Source organism: Portibacter marinus (assembly GCF_021533195.1).
Lineage (GTDB): Bacteria > Bacteroidota > Bacteroidia > Chitinophagales > Saprospiraceae > Portibacter > Portibacter marinus.
In genome coordinates this window covers 159,738-177,175 of the sequence record NZ_JAJNKB010000001.1, presented here as the reverse complement: position 1 = coordinate 177,175, position 17,438 = coordinate 159,738, and the positions used below count along the sequence as shown (strand labels likewise).

Genomic DNA, 17,438 nt, shown 5'->3' with positions numbered 1-17,438 from the left:
ATTTTTATTCAATAACAATTTTCTTTCTAAAGTTGTGTAGTTCACCTTTTCCTCGCAAAATGTAGATACCGGCGGTCAAAGAACTTGCGTCTATTTCTAATTGATTCAGCCCGTTCTGAAGATAGTAGGACTTTCTGATAACCGGTTTGCCATCCAGACTAAAGATGTCCAGCATCATATCTTCACTAATGCTTGATTTGAGATTGATATAAATGGACGATGCCCTGGAAATAGGGTTAGGATAGATTTTAAGATTTTCTGCATAGTATTCCTCTGTAGAACTAAGTTCGCCGGTTTTGAAATTTTCAGTTTCAGTTCTCTTATCATAGTCAAAATGGTAGTCGTTCAAAGGTCTAACGCGCCAATAATAATCTTTGTCGGGCGATAATCCAAAAACCTCTAGTTTAGTACCATAGACCAGTTCCCTCAAACTGAGCAATGCCATATTACTGATCTGACTGACTTCAACCACATAAAAAGTAGCATTTCCCTGCTCTTCCCATCTTAGCTCGATCTTATCTTCTACCACCTCACCGTTGATCGGATACAAAAGTTTAGTTTGACCGGGATCAATTTCTTCTTGTGGTGGATCATCTGAAACCACTTCAGGCACCCAATTGTTGGCATACATCTGCATCTTTTCTATCTGTCCATCAGAAAAACGGGACTGACAATCGTCGAAAGCATAGGACATGAACAGAGATCCATCTACTGCAAACTTAACACCATCGGGATCTCGCAGGGAATCGGGGTACTCATTGTTCTCGTCGCAGCCCCATCTAAAACTGAGATAATCAGGTGATGTATCGCAAAGACGGTCGGCAGCTGAGGTACAATTGTCTCGGGAAACTTTCTCGACCAGTTTAGATCCAACATTGGTAGGAGTTTCTTCGTCTAAATTATAATCTGTGCCTTCCCAGCCTGAAAAGGTGTGAGGTAAGCTCAGCCAATGGCCCATCTCATGAGCCCATGTATGATCATTGGCTTGTGTGCAAGATTTACTTAAAGCAATGGCATCACCGTTAAACGAGCGGTATCCACAGTTTCCGTTTGCATCATTAACGATATAACAATTTATGGTATTCGCGACATTATGTTCATTCATCATTTGAGCGCCTGTACCGAAACTACTATGTTCGTAATATGCACTATTGTTAATGTAATTAAAAGGACCTGCGAGGTAGAATTGAATCCTGGAAGCTTTGAAATCTTCGTTGAGCCCTTCCAAACTTTTGAGGATGGTTGAAAGGGGATGGTAGCCGATTCCATCGTCTTCTCCTACAACATGAACGGTAATTGCGACGTAAATGTCATCATTGAAAGAGCGAGTCATCACTCCCTTGTTCTCTCTCAAATAAGTTTCCCATTCAACATCCAGACCCTCTGTGCCGCAATAGGAAAGTTCCTGACCATGAACGCTTAAAGCACTCATAATGATCAACAGAAAGGCGTAGTACTTCTTACTCAACAACAATCTTCTTAGTAACAATTCCATTTTCATTTTTAATATTCAACAGGTATAATCCCGTTCTTAAATCCAGGTTTTCAAGCTTAATTATATTCTGAGTATAATAACCTGAACTTAAAATTCGGCCATTTATATCATATAATTCAATATAGTGCTCATTTTTTAACGAATTTTTAAGCTCAATGTTGAGAAAATTGCCATCAAAAGGATTAGGAAAAACATTTACTTCTAAATCCATGACTTTCTCCTCATCAATACTGCTGGATAAATCTCCGGTTTCAAAGCTAAAAGAAGAAGAGTAATCTGTACATGTATTTAAAACGCTAAAAGCTTTGACTTTCCATCGATAATTTTTGTCAGCTTTGAGATCTGTCAGGAAAAGGCTGGGTTGCTCTGTGACATAGTAAAATTTGAATAAGGCCTGTGTAAGTTCCACCAAGTAGTGAGTTGCATTCTCCGAAGGTTCCCATTCCATATGCACTCCATTGAAGAAGGGCGTGGTGGAATCGTCTGCAGGGCTTACTGCTTTTGCGACCGGTTCGATTTCTTCATCGGCAGGCCTAAAACTAGTCCTCAGATAGGCTCTTCTTGGACTAAAATAGTCACTTTCAATAATGCTTTTCTGTTCTTCGGAAAAGAAATAGTCATCGCATCCTAGAAAGTACCCCATAAAATTAGACTGATCAGGATCCAACAGCTCCCCATTCGGATCCATACACCCACCGTCATATTCTCTGCAGCCATCCCAGCCAAAACCGAGATTGTAGTCTGCCGGAGTATCACAGATCATATCACCTGCATTCTCACAGTTAGAACTGTCAGCAAGTTCGTTCAATACGCCTCCGGGTGAAAAATTACTGGTGACAGGTTCGCCATCCCAGGGTTCTGCATCCCATCCATTAAAGGTATGGGGAAGACTAAAAAAATGACCTAATTCATGGCCGAGAACAAATCTGACCTGAACGTTATTAGCTAGCGTGGATTTTTTGAGCACGACCAGATCCTGATTAAAATCATAGTAACCTAAGGTAGTTCCCAGGCCATTGGTACCCTGACCGGCATTGTCTGTGACAAAGATATTGAGCGCATTTTTACCAAATTGACTTTTCACACCGGCCATTTTCGTAGTTCCGGCAGCAGAGCTGGGGTTATTGTAAATGGTATTATCATTGACCTCATTGACAGTGCCGTCTTTAAGATAGAACCTAAATCCCAGGTCCTGAAAATTTTCATTGATAGCGCAAAGCTGATCTAAGACATTTTCAAATCTGACACGCCCTTCACCTTCAACATCTGCGACTGTATGAAACTTGACTGGAATATAAACCGTCTCTTGAGAACGGTTCTTGAATGCTTCTTTCCCTTTTTTATTCGAAAGAAAATGCTTGAGCTGGCTTTCAGAAAAGTCAAATCCGCACTGCGACGATTGCGCCGTAAGGCAGCAATGACCTAAGAGAAAAAAAACAATGAATAGGAAACCGTTCTTCATATAAGAAGTAAATAATTAATGTGTTTTAGAAAACTTCCAAATTATTTCAAAACAAAAATATAAAATTACGTGTATTATTTCTGTCCCTCATTCAACAATACGTGTCGATTAAAGTATTTGGATGAGGGCTGATTCTAAGAAATATATAATACATTTGTATCATTAGATAAAACGAAAAAATAAAAGAAAATCTTATGAGTAAAGTAACAGTAGTTGGAGCCGGTAATGTTGGCGCCACTGTGGCGAATGTTCTTGCACACAAGGATATTGTTAGAGAGGTTGTACTTCTGGATATAAAAGGGGACATGGCGAGAGGTAAGTCGCTAGACAGTTTTCAGCAAGCTCCCATTGACTATTATAGCACACGTCTTACGGGATCTGAGGACTATAGAGAAACTGCCAATTCGGACATCGTAGTAATCACTGCAGGGATTCCAAGAAAACCGGGTATGAGCAGAGATGATTTGATTTCGACCAATGCCAATATTGTGAAATCTGTTACTAAATCCATTATGGAGCATTCGGAGGAACCCATCATTATCGTGGTTTCTAATCCGTTAGATGTCATGACCTATGCCGCTCAGGAGGCATCGGGTCTTTCTGATGAAAAGGTTTTCGGAATGGCGGGTATTCTTGATACTGCAAGATATAGGGCTTTCCTGGCAATGGAGTTAAATGTATCACCTAAAGACATACAAGCAATGCTTCTGGGAGGTCACGGAGATACCATGGTACCACTTCCAAGATATACCTCTGTGGCTGGTATACCGATTACTGAATTGGTTGAATCCTCTCGTCTGGATGAGATTGTGGAAAGAACGAAGAAGGGTGGTGGAGAGCTTGTAAAATTAATGGGCACTTCTGCATGGTATGCACCTGGAGCTGCTGCTGCGCAAATGGTAGCAGCGATCGTCAGAGATGAAGATAGAATTTTTCCTTGTTGTGCCAAATTGAATGGTGAATACGGACTTAGCGATATCTTCCTAGGAATTCCGGTGAAGCTAGGCAAAGGCGGTATTAAAGAAGTGTTGGAATTAAAGTTAGAAAAAGACGAAAAAGACTTGCTAAAAGAATCTGCGGAGCATGTCCGGGCAGTAATTGATGTATATAAAAATATGTAATTGACAGTAGAAGCTACAGATATGAAAAAAGAAGTGCTGGACAATATGAAGACCAGCGATGGTATTTCTGTTTTAGAATTGTCTGAAAAGCAGCCGGTTTTGCTGGTGTTCTTACGGCACTTTGGATGTATTTTTTGTAGAGAGGCACTTCAGGACTTGTCCAGATTGAAAAACGAGATTGAAGAAAAGGGAGGTGATTTGGTATTTGTCCACATGTCTGATAAAGAGACAGCAGAGCAATATTTTGAAAAGTACAAATTGCAAGATCCAAAGTGGGTGCAAGATGCGACGTGTGAGTACTATCGGCAGTTTGGACTTTTGAAAGGTACATTCAGCCAGCTCTTTGGCTTTAAAACATGGGTGAGAGGCTTCGACGCTGCCATTCTGAAAGGAAATGGCATCAGTTGGAGGCAGCTGGGAGATGGATTTCAAATGCCGGGTGTATTTCTCATCGATGAAGGAGAAATTAAATACAGCTTTATACACAACTCAGCTGCGGATCGGCCAGACTACCTGCATATCCTTTCCCGAGTGGAGAAGTTTACTGAATAGAACTGTTTCAGCGTAATCTTTTTTATACGTTTTGGAATGAATTCGGCGTTAATCTTGTATTGTTTACATACATGAATAATATGAGACTGTACCTGTTGATATTTCTTGCCTTCTCGATCTTTCGACTCAATGGCCAGGAAAAATACGATATTTCTTTTTGGAGTGATGTCATGATTAATGCCAATGTTGCTGAGCACCGTTCAATAGCTGTAAAGAATTTTCGAGCAGCCTTTGATGACATTATTGCTGCTGGTGATGCTTTCAATTTTGATTTTACGCAGACTCCTGAACTTAGTGTACTGTCTGACAGCTTGGAAACCTTCAAGTTGGTCACCTGGCAAGTCCGAGCTGAAGGAGATCAATATGATTATTACGGGTATTTGATTAAGAAGGATGGACCATCTTTTGTACTGGATGATGAATTCTCAGCCCTGGAAGATATTGAATACATGACTTTAGGACCTTCAGATTGGTTAGGTGGAATTTATTATAATCTCATTGAGCAAGACGGCAAATATTTCGTATTCTCTTTCCGCCAGTTGGATGAATACACCAAATTTAAGAGTTTCGACGTATTAACATTTGATGAGGAAGGTGCTCCCGTATTAGGAGAGGAGGTATTTGTCAAGCCGATGAATGAATCTCGGGATATCTTAAAGAACAGGGTAATTTTCACTTACTCAGCTGATGCAATACTCTCTTTGAATTACAACCCGGCGATGAATATGGTAGTGCATGATCACCTGATGGAAGTGATGGGACAGCGGGAAGGGCAGGGGCCTACCAAGGTGCCGGATGGTACTTATGAAGGTTATGTTTTTCAGGAAGGCCAATGGGTTTATCAGGAGAAATTGTTTTCGCACACCTACGATGAAGCGCCGAGGCCCAATCAGATTCTAGGAAAGTCGGAAAGGGATGTGTTCGGTAAGGAAAAAAAGAATTAAGTAAATAAAAAACCCTCCCACTATCGTGGAAGGGCTTGCATTCTCTGTGATCGCGGAAGGATTATAAATAATGATCCTCGTTGCTCTAAAGGTCAAAATGCAAACCCTTTTCTGCTCCGCAGAAAGCTTTTTTTATATATCCAAAATCCTAAGTACAACTTGGCCTTTGGATAAATAAAAAAACCCTCCCACTATCGTGGAAGGGCTTGCATTCTCTGTGATCGCGGAAGGATTCGAACCCTCAACCCTCAGAGCCGAAATCTGATATTCTATCCAGTTGAACTACGCGACCATTTTTAATGATGTCTTATGTGAGTTTCTAATCGTTCTGACTGTTTTTCATTGAGCTACAAATTGCAAAAAAAAATCTCTATTATCCCAATTCATCTAAAATTCTTCAACGAATTAATCATCTCCATACCACACTGTCGGCGGATTACAAACCCAGCTGCAAAACTAAAATATATTTCACATCTTTAGAATAAATCCACGCTTTTTCCTTCTCAAAATGGAAATGATCCTTTGTATTGGATCTCCAAAATATGTTGGATTGCATACTTGCACCTGTTTTTATATTTTTGTAAAATACAGCCTAAATTGACATCATGAAACTTTACACCATGACACTTTTTGTGCTCTTAGCATTACAACTATCTTCAGCTCAAGCGAATCTGGTTTCCGTTGAACGTGAGTATGATAAAGCAAAACAGGAATATATCCTCTATTCATTCAATAGAAGTCATTCCACACAAGTGTTGACTCTAACCTTTACAGATGCGAATAATATTTCCTGCAGAGATGGCTACCGAGGTTTTTCTAAAACGGTAGCTAGAGGTCGACAAATTCTCACCAAAGTGAAAGCAAGGGATCCTGGTCAGTCTTTCAGCTTTGGCTATCGATATACATATATTCCAGGGAACATCATGCGGAGCCCTCAAAAAGACTTTCCTTATATTATTCCCTTAAAACACGGAAAAACTACCGTTATTAAAGAGATGACCTACCTTAATCATGAGTATGGCGACGAAGATATTCCAAAAGGTTGGTACGCAATCATGATCCGGGCTAATGAGGCAGATACTATTTTTGCAGCAAGAAGGGGTACCGTAACTAAGGTAGATTTAATCTCTGATACATCAAATGGCAACGGTTTGCTTTTCGATCGCAATAGTGATGGTCTGACCATTGAGCATAGAGACGGAAGTTTTGCTGATTACAAAATCTTTGCTGAAGATGGTATCTTTGTTAAACCCGGTGATGAAGTCCTGGCTGGAGAACCTATAGGATTAGTAGGAGGAAGCAATTTTAGTTTTGGGGCCCATCTCAGATTCAATATTCGATATTACAAGAAGAAACAAGGAGATCAGGAAAGCAACTACGCTTATATTCAACCATATTTTTTGACACAGAAGGGGGCAGCATTTCTAATGCCCATGAAAGATTATGAAGTGATCTGGACCGATCAAGTCATTATGATGGAAATGAATCGTAGAGAAAAGAAGAAATATAAACAAAAATGATGGTCCAGACGAAAGAATCTGAAATCAACTTCAATTCTCAGCAAGAGCAGCTTTCATTTCCAGATATTCATCAAAAGTCTTTAAACTATCGTAGCATCCAACGCCGGAATCATTCAATTCAATGATCCTATTGGCAATAGATTGCGTAAATGTATGATCCCGTGACGTGAATATCATGTTGCCTTTAAAGCTGATCAATGAATTATTTAGCGCAGTGATTGTTTCCAGATCCAGATGGTTCGTAGGTTCATTCAACATTAAAAAATTGGCACCCGACAACATCAATTTTGATAACATACATCTGACTTTCTCACCTCCCGACAAAACGTTGGCCATTTTCAGACTTTCCTGACCTGAAAAAAGCATTTTTCCGAGAAAGCCCCTTATAAAGGCTTCATCCTTATCTTCAGAATATTCTCTAAGCCAATCGATCAAAGTCACAGATTGATTGAATAAGTGATCGTGATCGTTAGGCATATCATCCACGGTTATGGTCTGACCCCAATTGATCTCTCCGGTATCAGGCGCTTTTCTTCCCGCAAGCACATCGTAAAATGCATCTACAACTACACTGTTCTTACCCAATAAAGTGATCTTGTCCCCCTTGTTCATGGTGAAATTGATATCAGAAAATAACAATTGTCCATTTTCAGAATAACTGAGGTTCTTAACTTCTAAAATTTGATCCCCAACTTCACGCTTTGGTTCCCAGATAATGCCCGGATACTTTCGGCTACTGGGTTTGATATCGGCAACATTGATCTTTTCTAACAATTTCTTCTTGGCTGTCGCTTGTCGTGACTTGGAAGCATTGGCACTAAATCTGTCAATGAATGCCTGCAATTCCGCCTTTTTCGTTTCGGCCTTCTTGTTTTGATTGAGCTTTTGTCTTAAAGCCAACTGGCTGGATTCGTACCAAAAGGTATAATTTCCGGTGAACAGATTGATTTTAGAAAAGTCGATATCTACCGTATGTGTGCAAACTGTGTCCAAAAAGTGCCTGTCGTGCGAAACTACAATCACTGTATTCTTAAAGTCAAGTAAGAAATCCTCTAACCAGGTCACCGTTTGGATATCCAGATCGTTAGTAGGCTCATCCAGGATCAAAATGTCCGGATCACCGAACAGGGCTTGTGCCAATAAAACACGAACCTTCTCCGCACCTGACAATTCTGACATTGACTTATAATGAAGATCTTCGTGTATACCGATTCCGGATAATAAACTTGCTGCTTCGGGTTCTGCATTCCAGCCATTCATTTCAGCAAATTTTTCTTCCAATTCACCTGCTTTAATCCCATCTTCATCACTAAAATCAGGCTTCATGTAGATGGCGTCCTTTTCTTTCATTAGATTCCACAATTCCTTGTGCCCTTTCATTACAGTATCAAGCACGGAGTGGTTGTCGAATGAGTTGTGATCCTGAGAAAGCACAGCCATCCTTTTTCCGGGTTCAATCGAAATATGACCTGTATTGGCATCAATGGCACCCGAAAGAATCTTCAAAAAAGTCGATTTACCTGCACCATTGGCACCGATGACACCATAGCAATTGCCAGGGGTAAAAGTGATGTTAACATCATCGAATAAAACTCTTTTCCCGTATTGGAGAGAAATATTATTTGCTGAAATCATTGCCTTTTAATTTTAAGGCCGCAAAGGTACAAATTTATCGTAATATGACTACTTTAAAGGTCTAAACTAAACGTTAATCAATGAGTACTTCAACTTCAAAACCCGGATATCTATTTTGGATAATAGTTGTTTTAGCACTTCTATGGAACCTGGCCGGAGTGAGCCAATTTTTTGCACAAGCAATGAACACTGAATCGTGGAGAGCCAACTTTACACCAGAGATGTTGGAAATAATGGACAATTTACCCCTGTGGTATATTGTTGTTTTTGCCATCGCTGTTTTCATTTCCACATTTGCCTGCGTCTTTTTACTCTTTCGAAAAAAACTTGCGGTACCACTTTTTCTGATAGGTTTCTTTGCAGTCACCATTCAATGTACTTTCAATCTGTTTATCAATGAAGCCAAGGCCTTTTATGGATTCGGACAAATTGCGATTACGATTATCCTCCCAATAGTCAGTTTTGCACTTTATTGGTATGCCAGAAAATGTGAAAAAAAAGGTTGGCTTACTTAGATGCTTGCTTGATTTTCTTCTTGATAAAGCTATGGTAATACATGCCCAAGCTGCTAATCAGTAGCAGATATATTCCAAGCAGTAAAAGGCTGGTGGCCTGCTCGGGTAGGAGGTTCATTCCCATAGGTACCTGCTCACTGTAAAGAAAACCGGCTATAACGATCAGATTAAACGAAATGAGCACGATGATCATATACATCAGATAATTGGCATAAAACAAAAAACTGAGTCGCATGTCAAAACTTTCCCTTCTTCTAAACAATCTATTACTAAAGATGTAGTAAGCAGTAACACTTGCTAAGGCGGTGGTTATCAAAAATACCTCAACCAAACTAAGGCTACCCACCAACTGCAGCGCTCCTAGCGGTAAGTAGATCAAAGTGGGAATTAACGTTAGAAAGATGAAAGCTCCCTGATGCTGCTGTAAAGTTAATTTCATATTCTATTAACCCATTTTCAAGCTTCTGGTTTCATCCAAAGCCATACTATCTCGAACTTATATAAAAAATGTGGCATACGATTCGAACAAAATCTTAGGTAAAGTCGTATGATGATTGTAATTGCGATTATAATACATCACAATTATTTATTTGACAATTGAAACGAATAGGTATTATTGAAATATTTGTTTCACAAAATTTACTAGACAAATGGAAAATATGAGTAAAAAGAGAGTTGCGATACTCGCAACAGATGGATTTGAGGAGTCAGAATTTACCAGACCACGTCAAGCATTTGAAGATGCTGGTATGAAGGTAGATATTATATCCGAGAAGTCCGGTAAAATTAAATCTTGGAAGGATGGAAATTGGGGATCTGAATTTTCAGTAACCAAAACACTGGATGAAGCAAACGAGAGCGATTATAATGCTTTAATGTTGCCAGGCGGTGTGATTAATCCAGACAAGTTGCGAAGAAATGAAAAGGCAGTTAGTTTTGTACGTTCATTCTTCAAGAGTCATAAGCCAGTAGGTGCTATATGTCACGCACCTTGGTTGCTAGCAGAGGCTGATGTACTGGAAGGTAGAAAAATCACCTCATTTGAGTCAATCAAGACAGATATGATGAATGCTGGAGCAACCTGGTATGACAAAGAAGTGGTAGTAGACCAGGGATTGGTCACAAGCCGAAACCCAAATGACTTGCCTGCTTTCTGCAACAAGATGGTAGAAGAAGTCAGGGAAGGAAAACACCAACTTCAAACCGCATAAAACCATACAACTTCATTGATTAGTTAATGAAGCACTATGAGATATACCTCAGTGATTAATTTCGCTGGGGTATTTTTTTTATCCCGGATTAAGTAGTTCGCGATGACATATTAGCCAATTTTTCCATAGATATCTAGCACTACGCCACAGAGATAAATACCTTAGCTTCTTAATTTTACAATAATGGAACAATGATTGTAATAGTATTTAAGAACAAGAATGATTAATAAATGAGAAATTTAATCTTTTACGCCTTGGCTTTTTTATGGGTTTCTGTACTGACAGGACAGGGAAGCAATGAAAATACGGGTTCCCTAAATGATGGTACTATAGATTCACAATACGATTACTTGCTTGATAAATCAAATAATTACCAACAGTATAAGGTGGTTCGCAAGGATTTCCTCAACAAATTTTATGGCAACGTTGCTGACACACTTGAATCCAATAATAATGAAATAGCAAATCTGAATCGTACAATCATTATGCAGGAGGAAAGTGTCGATTCCATGAAAAGTAAGGTAGAAACGTTGCAATCTGATTTGGCACAAGTGAATAAGGAAAAAGACAGTTTTTCGCTTTTCGGTATCTTGCTCAATAAAAGCACTTATAATACTATGATGTGGAGCTTGATTCTAGGACTATTAGGTGCATTGATTTTCTATATTTTCAGATTTAATCGAAGCCATGCTGTAACGGCTAAAGCGAAAGAAAATCTGAGCAAAACAAAAAGTGAATTTGATGCATACAGAAAGAAAACGCTTGAAAAAGAACAGGTGTTAATGCGCAAGTTGCAAGATGAATTGAATAAGAATGAGATGAATATGGGCTAGAGGTTAATCATTTATCTCTATGATGGACTGTCTTTGTCGATTGACAGTCAGTTTGGTCACATCCGGTCTGCTGTAATGTCCTGCAGGATCAAAGTTTTGTCTTTCTTCCAATACTCGATTAAAGTCTAATTCTGCAGTAAGCAGAATTTCCTGATTACACACAGGTTCTAAGATCCACTGACCATCAGGTCCTGCGATACAAGAACCGCCATCCGACAAAATTTCAGGAGCATTTTCCAATATTAATTCGAGGTGTGGTGTATGGTCTGGAAAATCTGACTTTCTCATCAGCCCGGATACTCCTATGGAATAGCTTCTAGATTCTTCAGCGATGAATCGCGTAAGGTTTTCCGTATTTCTTTTTGCCCCAGGCCAAACTGCCACGTGAAGATTTTCACCCATTGCATACAATGCTGTTCTGGACAAGGGCATCCAATTTTCCCAGCAATTTAATCCACCCACAGTGAAAGTTTTCAAGCCATGGACTTGTAAACCATTTCCATCGCCAGGTGCCCAGGTAAGACGTTCTTCGAAAGTTGGCTGCAATTTGCGGTGAATGGATTGAATTTCACCTTTCTGACTGATATAAATTAACGAACAATAGATGCTGTGATTTCCCCGGTCTGGGGCACGTTCTATGGTTCCCAAATATACCGCAATGTTATTGCTATGTGCAGCCTTGCATATTCCATCCAAATCACCTTTATTAATCTCAATGGCATTCTTGACATAGTGCGCATGAACTTCCTTCTGAATTTTAGAGTTGAATTGAGCTCCATCTGTTAGGGAAACCCAATAGGGATATCCAGGTAGAATGGCTTCTCCAAATGTAACGAGATCAGCTTTTTCTGCGCCCGCTTTGTTAATCCATTGTATGACTTTATCGATGGTAGCACTTTTGTCTAGCCATATGGGGGCGATTTGTGCCAATGCTACCTTTAGTACAGAATGATCCATTGATCAATAAGTTTATTTGGCAAATAATTGGCCTATATCCTTGAAAGCTTTAAATTCTAAAGCATTTCCTTCCGTATCCTTGAAAAACATCGTAGCCTGTTCCCCGGGAAGGCCTTTAAACCGGATGTAAGGTTCAATGATAAATTGAAGTTCATGTTTTTTGAGCCGGTCGGCCAAAACTTCCCAATCTTCCCACTTAAGCACGACACCAAAATGAGGAATTGGAACATCATGCCCATCTACTGGGTTGCTACTTTGATCAGCTACATAATTCTCCTTTACATGAATGACCAATTGATGTCCGTAAAAGTCAAAGTCAACCCATTGGTCATCACTGCGTCCCTCAGAACAATTCAAAACATTGCCATAAAAAGCGCGCGCTCTTGAGAGATTTTCAACTGGTATCGCTAAATGAAATGGTTGGATACTCATATTAAATGTTTTTAGCTAACCAGTCGCCTACTTCACTGGTTTTATATGATTTATTTCCATCAGCCAGATCTTCGGTAACAATTCCTTCTGATAGCGATTGATTAACGACTTCTCTGATGGCTTGTGCTTCCTCATCTAAATTAAGATCTTCAAACATCATAGCGGCTGATAACACAGTCGCTAGAGGATTAGCAATATTTTTTCCTGCAGCCTGTGGATAGGACCCATGAATGGGTTCATAAAGTCCGATACTTTCTCCAACGGATGCGGAAGGCATTAATCCCATGGAACCAGAGATAACAGAAGCTTCATCGGTGAGAATATCACCAAATAAATTCATGGTCACCAATACATCGTAGGCATTGGGCCATTGAACCAAACGCATGGCTACGGCATCCACAAATTCATAGGAAACCTCTACTTCAGGATAATCTTTTTCCATCCTTTGAAAGGTCTCTCTCCACAGTCTGGAAGTTTCTAACACATTCGCTTTGTCCACACAGCAAAGCTTTTTAGATCTCTTCATCGCGATTTCAAAGCCTTTCTTTGCTATCCGTACCACCTCTGCTCTGGTATAGGTGCAAGTATCAAAGGCCGTCTCACCATTGTCTTTACGACCTCTTTGTCCAAAATATATACCTCCTGTCAACTCTCTGAGAAATACCAGATCTGTACCCTCTATTCGCTCCCTCCTTAAAGGTGATTTATCGATCAGCGATGGGAAGGTAAAAGTGGGTCTTACATTGGCAAACAACCCCAGTTTCTTTCTCATTTTTAGCAATCCTTGTTCCGGTCTGACCTTTGCCGAAGGATCATTGTCAAATCGAGGATGACCTATGGCTCCAAATAGCACAGCATCGGAACTGACACAGATTTCGTGCGTCTCATCAGGGTAGGGTTCCCCCACTGCATCTATCGCTGCAGCTCCCGTTAATGCAGGCTTCCATTCGATATGATGATCGAATCTGGTGGCAATTGCATTACATACTTTCACTGCCTGATCAATCACTTCCGGGCCAATCCCATCTCCGGCCAATAGTGCAATTTTTAAATTCATTTTTATATTCGTATTTGTTTTGTCAGTTATATCAAATTCAGCATCTTTTCAGTCGCTTTGATCGCCGAGACCGTTTGATCTGAATCTAAACCTCTTGTTTTAATGGTTCCCGTTTTGGTCTCCCATGAAATAATGGTTTCACATAAGGCATCTGAATCACTCCCCCTGGGTATTCGTACAGCATAATCGACCAGTTTGGGAAAGGCCATTTGCTTGGCTGCATAAATTTTTCGAAGCGCATTAATAAAAGCATCGTATTGCCCGTCACCTTGCGCGTGCGCCTCGATCTCTTCACCATTCATTTCAAGAGAAATGGAGGTGGAAGGTCTCAGTCCTTTAGCATGAGTCAGCACATATGATTTTATAATGACATTCTTTTGGAGCTTACTGCTGTCCAATACATCAGAAATTATAAATGGCAAATCGTACTTAGTAACGATCTCTTTTTTATCTCCCAGCTCAATAATGCGTTGCGTCACCTTTTTCAAGTCTTCGTCATTCAGACTCAGTCCCAATTCCTGCAGGTTCTTCTTGATGTTTGCCTTCCCACTGTTTTTGCCAAGAGCATACTTCCGCTTTCGACCAAATCTCTCCGGAAGTAAATCATTGAAATATAAATTTTTCTTACTGTCGCCATCTGCATGGATGCCTGCAGTTTGTGTAAAAACATTTTCACCCACTATGGGCTTGTTCACCGGTACACCAAAACCTGAAAAGTTTGAAACGAGTTGACTTACCTTGTACAATGCAGATTCCTTCACCCCTATCTCAATTTCATCCATAAAATCGTTAATGACCGCAACCACGGAAGCTAAGGGCGCATTTCCAGCGCGTTCTCCCATCCCATTAATGGTAAGGTGCAAGCCGTGAACACCTGCTTTAAGGGCTTCCATCACATTGGCAACACTTAAGTCATAGTCATTGTGACCATGAAAATCAAAATGAGTATTAGGATATCTGGCAATGATCTCTGAAAGATATTCATAAGTCTCACCATAGGTTAAGATGCCTAAAGTATCTGGTAATAGTACCCGCTCGATGGATTCATTGGTAATAAAATCAAGGTAGTCAAAAACATAGGATTTCGAGTTCCGCATCCCGTTGCTCCAGTCTTCCAGGTAGACATTGGTTTTTATCCCTTTTTGCAAAGCTTGTTCAATACACTCATGAATCTCTGCAAAATGTTGTTCCGGAGTTTTTTTCAATTGGTGAGTTAGATGATTCATGGAGCCTTTGGTCAATAAATTTTGAACAACGGCGCGAGCTTCACTCATCCAGTCAAGCGATTTCCCTCCATCAACAAATGTTAGCACTTCTATTCGCTCCCTTAAATTACGACTTCCTGCCCAGGAAGTAATTTCCTTTACAGCCCGCATTTCTCCTTCGGAAACCCTTGCCGAAGCAACCTCAATTCTATCTACTAAAAGTTCTTCTAAAAGCAATTTGGCAAGCGTAAGCTTTTCAGATTCTGAGAAAGATACTCCTGAAGTCTGTTCACCATCTCTTAGGGTGGTGTCCATTATTTCCAATTTACGCTTGGTCATCATCTAGAAGGGTAGTCCAGAAGCAAATTCCTCGATCTCAGATTTCATATTGCTCAGATAATCTATATCGTCAAAGCCATTGAGCATGTTATCTTTCTTATAACCATTGATATCGAATTTTTCCTGATCACCAGTTGCCAGAATAGTCACAGTCTGTTCCGGCAAATTCACTTCAAACTCAGCATCCGCATTTTTCTCAATTTCAGTAAAAATTTTATTTAGAAATGAAGCGCTGACCTGTACAGGCAGGACACCGACATTCAGGCAGTTTCCTCGAAATATGTCTGCAAAGAAAGATGAAATCACACATCTGAATCCATAATCGTAAACGGCCCATGCTGCGTGTTCACGCGAAGATCCGGAACCGAAATTTTTACCTCCTACCAATATTTTTCCGGAGTAGGTTGGATTGTTCAGTACAAAATCAGCTTTGGGGCTACCATCACTATTATACCTCCAATCCCGGAATAGATTGTCACCAAATCCCTTACGTTCGGTTGCCTTTAAAAATCGGGCAGGTATGATCTGGTCTGTATCCACATTTTCAATGGGCATGGGAACAGCCGTACTTCTTAATACTTTGAATTTATCGTAAGCCATATTTATTCTTTTGTGGTTTAAACGGTTTGAGCCACTAGGCCAATACCGCATCTTCTTTTAACAATTCTCTCGGATCGGTTACTCTGCCTGTTACTGCCGCGGCAGCAGCAGAGTATGGGCTTGCAAGCAAGGTTCTGGAACCCGGTCCTTGTCTGCCTTCGAAGTTTCGATTAGAGGTACTGACAGCATATTTTCCTGCAGGCACCTTGTCATCATTCATGGCCAGACAAGCTGAACATCCAGGTTCTCTTAATTCGAAACCGGCTTCTTCTAGGATGTCTAATAACCCTTCTTCTTTAATGGCACGCTCCACTTTATGGGATCCAGGTACCAGCCATGCCACCACATTGTCTGCTTTTTTTCTGCCCTTCACGATAGATGCAAAGGCGCGAAAGTCTTCAATTCGTCCATTGGTACAAGACCCTATAAATACGTAATCTACCGGTTTTCCAATCATAGCCTCACCCTCATTAAAATCCATGTATCCCAGAGATTTTCTGTAAGTAGATACTCCACCGGCAACCTCCTCAGCATGTGGAATGCTCCTTGAAATACCGATCCCCATTCCAGGATTGGTTCCGTACGTGATCATAGGCTCGATATCTGAGGCTTCGAAATTATATTCCTCATCGAAAACAGCATCTGCGTCAGTTTTCAAGGTTTCCCAATACAACATGGCTTTATCCCAGTCAGCACCCTTGGGCGTAAATTCTCGACCTCGTATATAGTCAAAAGTCTTCTCATCTGGTGCAATCATCCCGCCTCTTGCACCCATTTCGATGCTCAAGTTACAAACCGTCATTCTTCCCTCCATCGTCATGTTCTCAAAAACCTGCCCTGCGTATTCTACGAAGTGACCAGTAGCACCTGAGGTGGTCAACTTAGAAATGATATACAATGCAACGTCTTTAGGAGTGACGCCAAAGGTCAGTTCGCCTTTAATATTGATCCGCATTTTCTTAGGCTTAGGCTGCATGATGCATTGAGTGGCCAGAACCATTTCTACCTCAGAAGTACCGATTCCGAAAGCGATCGCACCAAATGCTCCATGTGTTGATGTATGTGAATCTCCGCATACAATGGTTGCCCCAGGTAATGTAATGCCGTACTCAGGCCCCACAACATGAACAATACCGTTTTTCTCATGCCCCAGGCCCCAATGACTGATGCCGTATTCCCTGGCATTAGCCTCTAAAGCTTTCAGTTGATTTGCTGATAATGGATCCTCGACCGGCAAATGCTGATTCTTAGTTGGTGTATTGTGATCTGCAGTTGCAAATGTCCTGTCGGGAAAAATTACGCCACTTCTTCTTGCCTTGATTCCACGAAAGGCGACCGGACTGGTCACTTCATGGACCATGTGGCGATCAATGAATAATACATCCGGACCGTCCTCCAAACTTCGCACCACATGCGAATCCCACACTTTATCGAATAATGTCTTTGCCATCTCTATTGATTTGTAAGACAGCAAATTTAAAAAATTTAAAGACAATGACTGACAGATGTGAGGCTAAGAATATTGCGAATAAGATATTTTGTAGCTAAATATTAAGATAT

Annotated in this window: 17 protein-coding genes and 1 tRNA gene; 7 read left to right on the top strand and 11 right to left on the bottom strand. The window is 40.5% G+C overall.

Going from position 1 to position 17,438, the window contains the following annotated elements:
* Window positions 1-4 precede the first annotated feature (4 nt).
* Together L2567_RS00835 and L2567_RS00830 are read right to left on the bottom strand one after the other, a co-directional pair.
* Window positions 5-1,495 carry a zinc-dependent metalloprotease gene (locus L2567_RS00835; RefSeq protein WP_235295786.1) on the bottom strand — a complete coding sequence of 497 codons (1,491 nt, stop codon included), beginning with the start codon at window positions 1,493-1,495 and terminating at the stop codon, window positions 5-7.
* Window positions 1,461-2,957, bottom strand: coding sequence for a zinc-dependent metalloprotease (locus tag L2567_RS00830; RefSeq protein ID WP_235295785.1), 1,497 nt, complete (start codon window positions 2,955-2,957; stop codon window positions 1,461-1,463). Before L2567_RS00830 ends, L2567_RS00835 begins: the two co-directional genes overlap by 35 nt.
* Window positions 2,958-3,151: 194 nt before the next feature.
* On the opposite strand from L2567_RS00830, the gene mdh reads away from it, so the two are divergent.
* From mdh to L2567_RS00815, 3 genes are all read left to right on the top strand, one after another.
* Complete coding sequence (mdh, locus tag L2567_RS00825; RefSeq protein WP_235295784.1) at window positions 3,152-4,078, top strand: malate dehydrogenase; 927 nt, start codon at window positions 3,152-3,154, stop codon at window positions 4,076-4,078.
* Window positions 4,079-4,630, top strand: coding sequence for a peroxiredoxin-like family protein (locus tag L2567_RS00820; protein WP_235295783.1), 552 nt, complete (start codon window positions 4,079-4,081; stop codon window positions 4,628-4,630).
* 80 nt (window positions 4,631-4,710) lie between these two features.
* The gene (locus L2567_RS00815; protein ID WP_235295782.1) at window positions 4,711-5,574 is read left to right on the top strand and encodes a hypothetical protein; all 864 of its coding nucleotides are present in this window, start codon (window positions 4,711-4,713) and stop codon (window positions 5,572-5,574) included.
* Between the two features lie 218 nt (window positions 5,575-5,792).
* Here L2567_RS00815 and L2567_RS00810 read toward each other — a convergent pair.
* A tRNA-Arg gene (locus L2567_RS00810) sits at window positions 5,793-5,866 on the bottom strand.
* Window positions 5,867-6,179: 313 nt separating this feature from the next.
* Here L2567_RS00810 and L2567_RS00805 point away from each other — a divergent pair.
* Complete coding sequence (locus L2567_RS00805; RefSeq protein WP_235295781.1) at window positions 6,180-7,094, top strand: M23 family metallopeptidase; 915 nt, start codon at window positions 6,180-6,182, stop codon at window positions 7,092-7,094.
* A gap of 30 nt (window positions 7,095-7,124) precedes the next feature.
* On the opposite strand, the gene L2567_RS00800 is transcribed toward L2567_RS00805, so the two are convergent.
* Complete coding sequence (locus L2567_RS00800; protein WP_235295780.1) at window positions 7,125-8,729, bottom strand: ABC-F family ATP-binding cassette domain-containing protein; 1,605 nt, start codon at window positions 8,727-8,729, stop codon at window positions 7,125-7,127.
* Between the two features lie 80 nt (window positions 8,730-8,809).
* Between L2567_RS00800 and L2567_RS00795 the strand changes: the two genes are divergently transcribed.
* Window positions 8,810-9,244 carry a hypothetical protein gene (locus L2567_RS00795; RefSeq protein WP_235295779.1) on the top strand — a complete coding sequence of 145 codons (435 nt, stop codon included), beginning with the start codon at window positions 8,810-8,812 and terminating at the stop codon, window positions 9,242-9,244.
* Here L2567_RS00795 and L2567_RS00790 read toward each other — a convergent pair.
* Window positions 9,237-9,683 (bottom strand): hypothetical protein, encoded by a 447-nt coding sequence (locus L2567_RS00790; RefSeq protein WP_235295778.1) that lies wholly within the window; start codon window positions 9,681-9,683, stop codon window positions 9,237-9,239. The genes L2567_RS00795 and L2567_RS00790 overlap by 8 nt on opposite strands.
* A gap of 211 nt (window positions 9,684-9,894) precedes the next feature.
* On the opposite strand from L2567_RS00790, the gene L2567_RS00785 reads away from it, so the two are divergent.
* Both L2567_RS00785 and L2567_RS00780 read left to right on the top strand, forming a co-directional pair.
* A complete protein-coding gene (locus tag L2567_RS00785) occupies window positions 9,895-10,455 on the top strand; it encodes a type 1 glutamine amidotransferase domain-containing protein (protein WP_406626621.1) in 561 nt (186 codons plus the stop codon).
* A gap of 230 nt (window positions 10,456-10,685) precedes the next feature.
* On the top strand, window positions 10,686-11,288 hold the full coding sequence (locus tag L2567_RS00780; RefSeq protein ID WP_235295776.1) for a hypothetical protein: 603 nt from the start codon (window positions 10,686-10,688) through the stop codon (window positions 11,286-11,288).
* 3 nt (window positions 11,289-11,291) lie between these two features.
* On the opposite strand, the gene L2567_RS00775 is transcribed toward L2567_RS00780, so the two are convergent.
* The 6 genes from L2567_RS00775 to leuC are packed head-to-tail and all read right to left on the bottom strand — an operon-like array spanning window position 11,292 to window position 17,328.
* On the bottom strand, window positions 11,292-12,245 hold the full coding sequence (locus tag L2567_RS00775) for a carbon-nitrogen hydrolase family protein (RefSeq protein ID WP_235295775.1): 954 nt from the start codon (window positions 12,243-12,245) through the stop codon (window positions 11,292-11,294).
* A 12-nt stretch (window positions 12,246-12,257) separates the two neighbouring features.
* The gene (locus L2567_RS00770) at window positions 12,258-12,677 is read right to left on the bottom strand and encodes a VOC family protein (RefSeq protein ID WP_235295774.1); all 420 of its coding nucleotides are present in this window, start codon (window positions 12,675-12,677) and stop codon (window positions 12,258-12,260) included.
* A 1-nt stretch (window position 12,678) separates the two neighbouring features.
* Window positions 12,679-13,734: a 3-isopropylmalate dehydrogenase gene (gene leuB / locus L2567_RS00765; RefSeq protein WP_235295773.1), complete on the bottom strand. Its 1,056-nt coding sequence runs from the start codon at window positions 13,732-13,734 to the stop codon at window positions 12,679-12,681.
* Window positions 13,735-13,760: 26 nt separating this feature from the next.
* Window positions 13,761-15,278 (bottom strand): alpha-isopropylmalate synthase regulatory domain-containing protein, encoded by a 1,518-nt coding sequence (locus tag L2567_RS00760; protein ID WP_406626620.1) that lies wholly within the window; start codon window positions 15,276-15,278, stop codon window positions 13,761-13,763.
* 3 nt (window positions 15,279-15,281) lie between these two features.
* Window positions 15,282-15,878: a 3-isopropylmalate dehydratase small subunit gene (gene leuD, locus L2567_RS00755; RefSeq protein ID WP_235295771.1), complete on the bottom strand. Its 597-nt coding sequence runs from the start codon at window positions 15,876-15,878 to the stop codon at window positions 15,282-15,284.
* Between the two features lie 34 nt (window positions 15,879-15,912).
* A complete protein-coding gene (leuC, locus tag L2567_RS00750) occupies window positions 15,913-17,328 on the bottom strand; it encodes a 3-isopropylmalate dehydratase large subunit (RefSeq protein ID WP_235295770.1) in 1,416 nt (471 codons plus the stop codon).
* Between the last annotated feature and the right edge of the window lie 110 nt (window positions 17,329-17,438).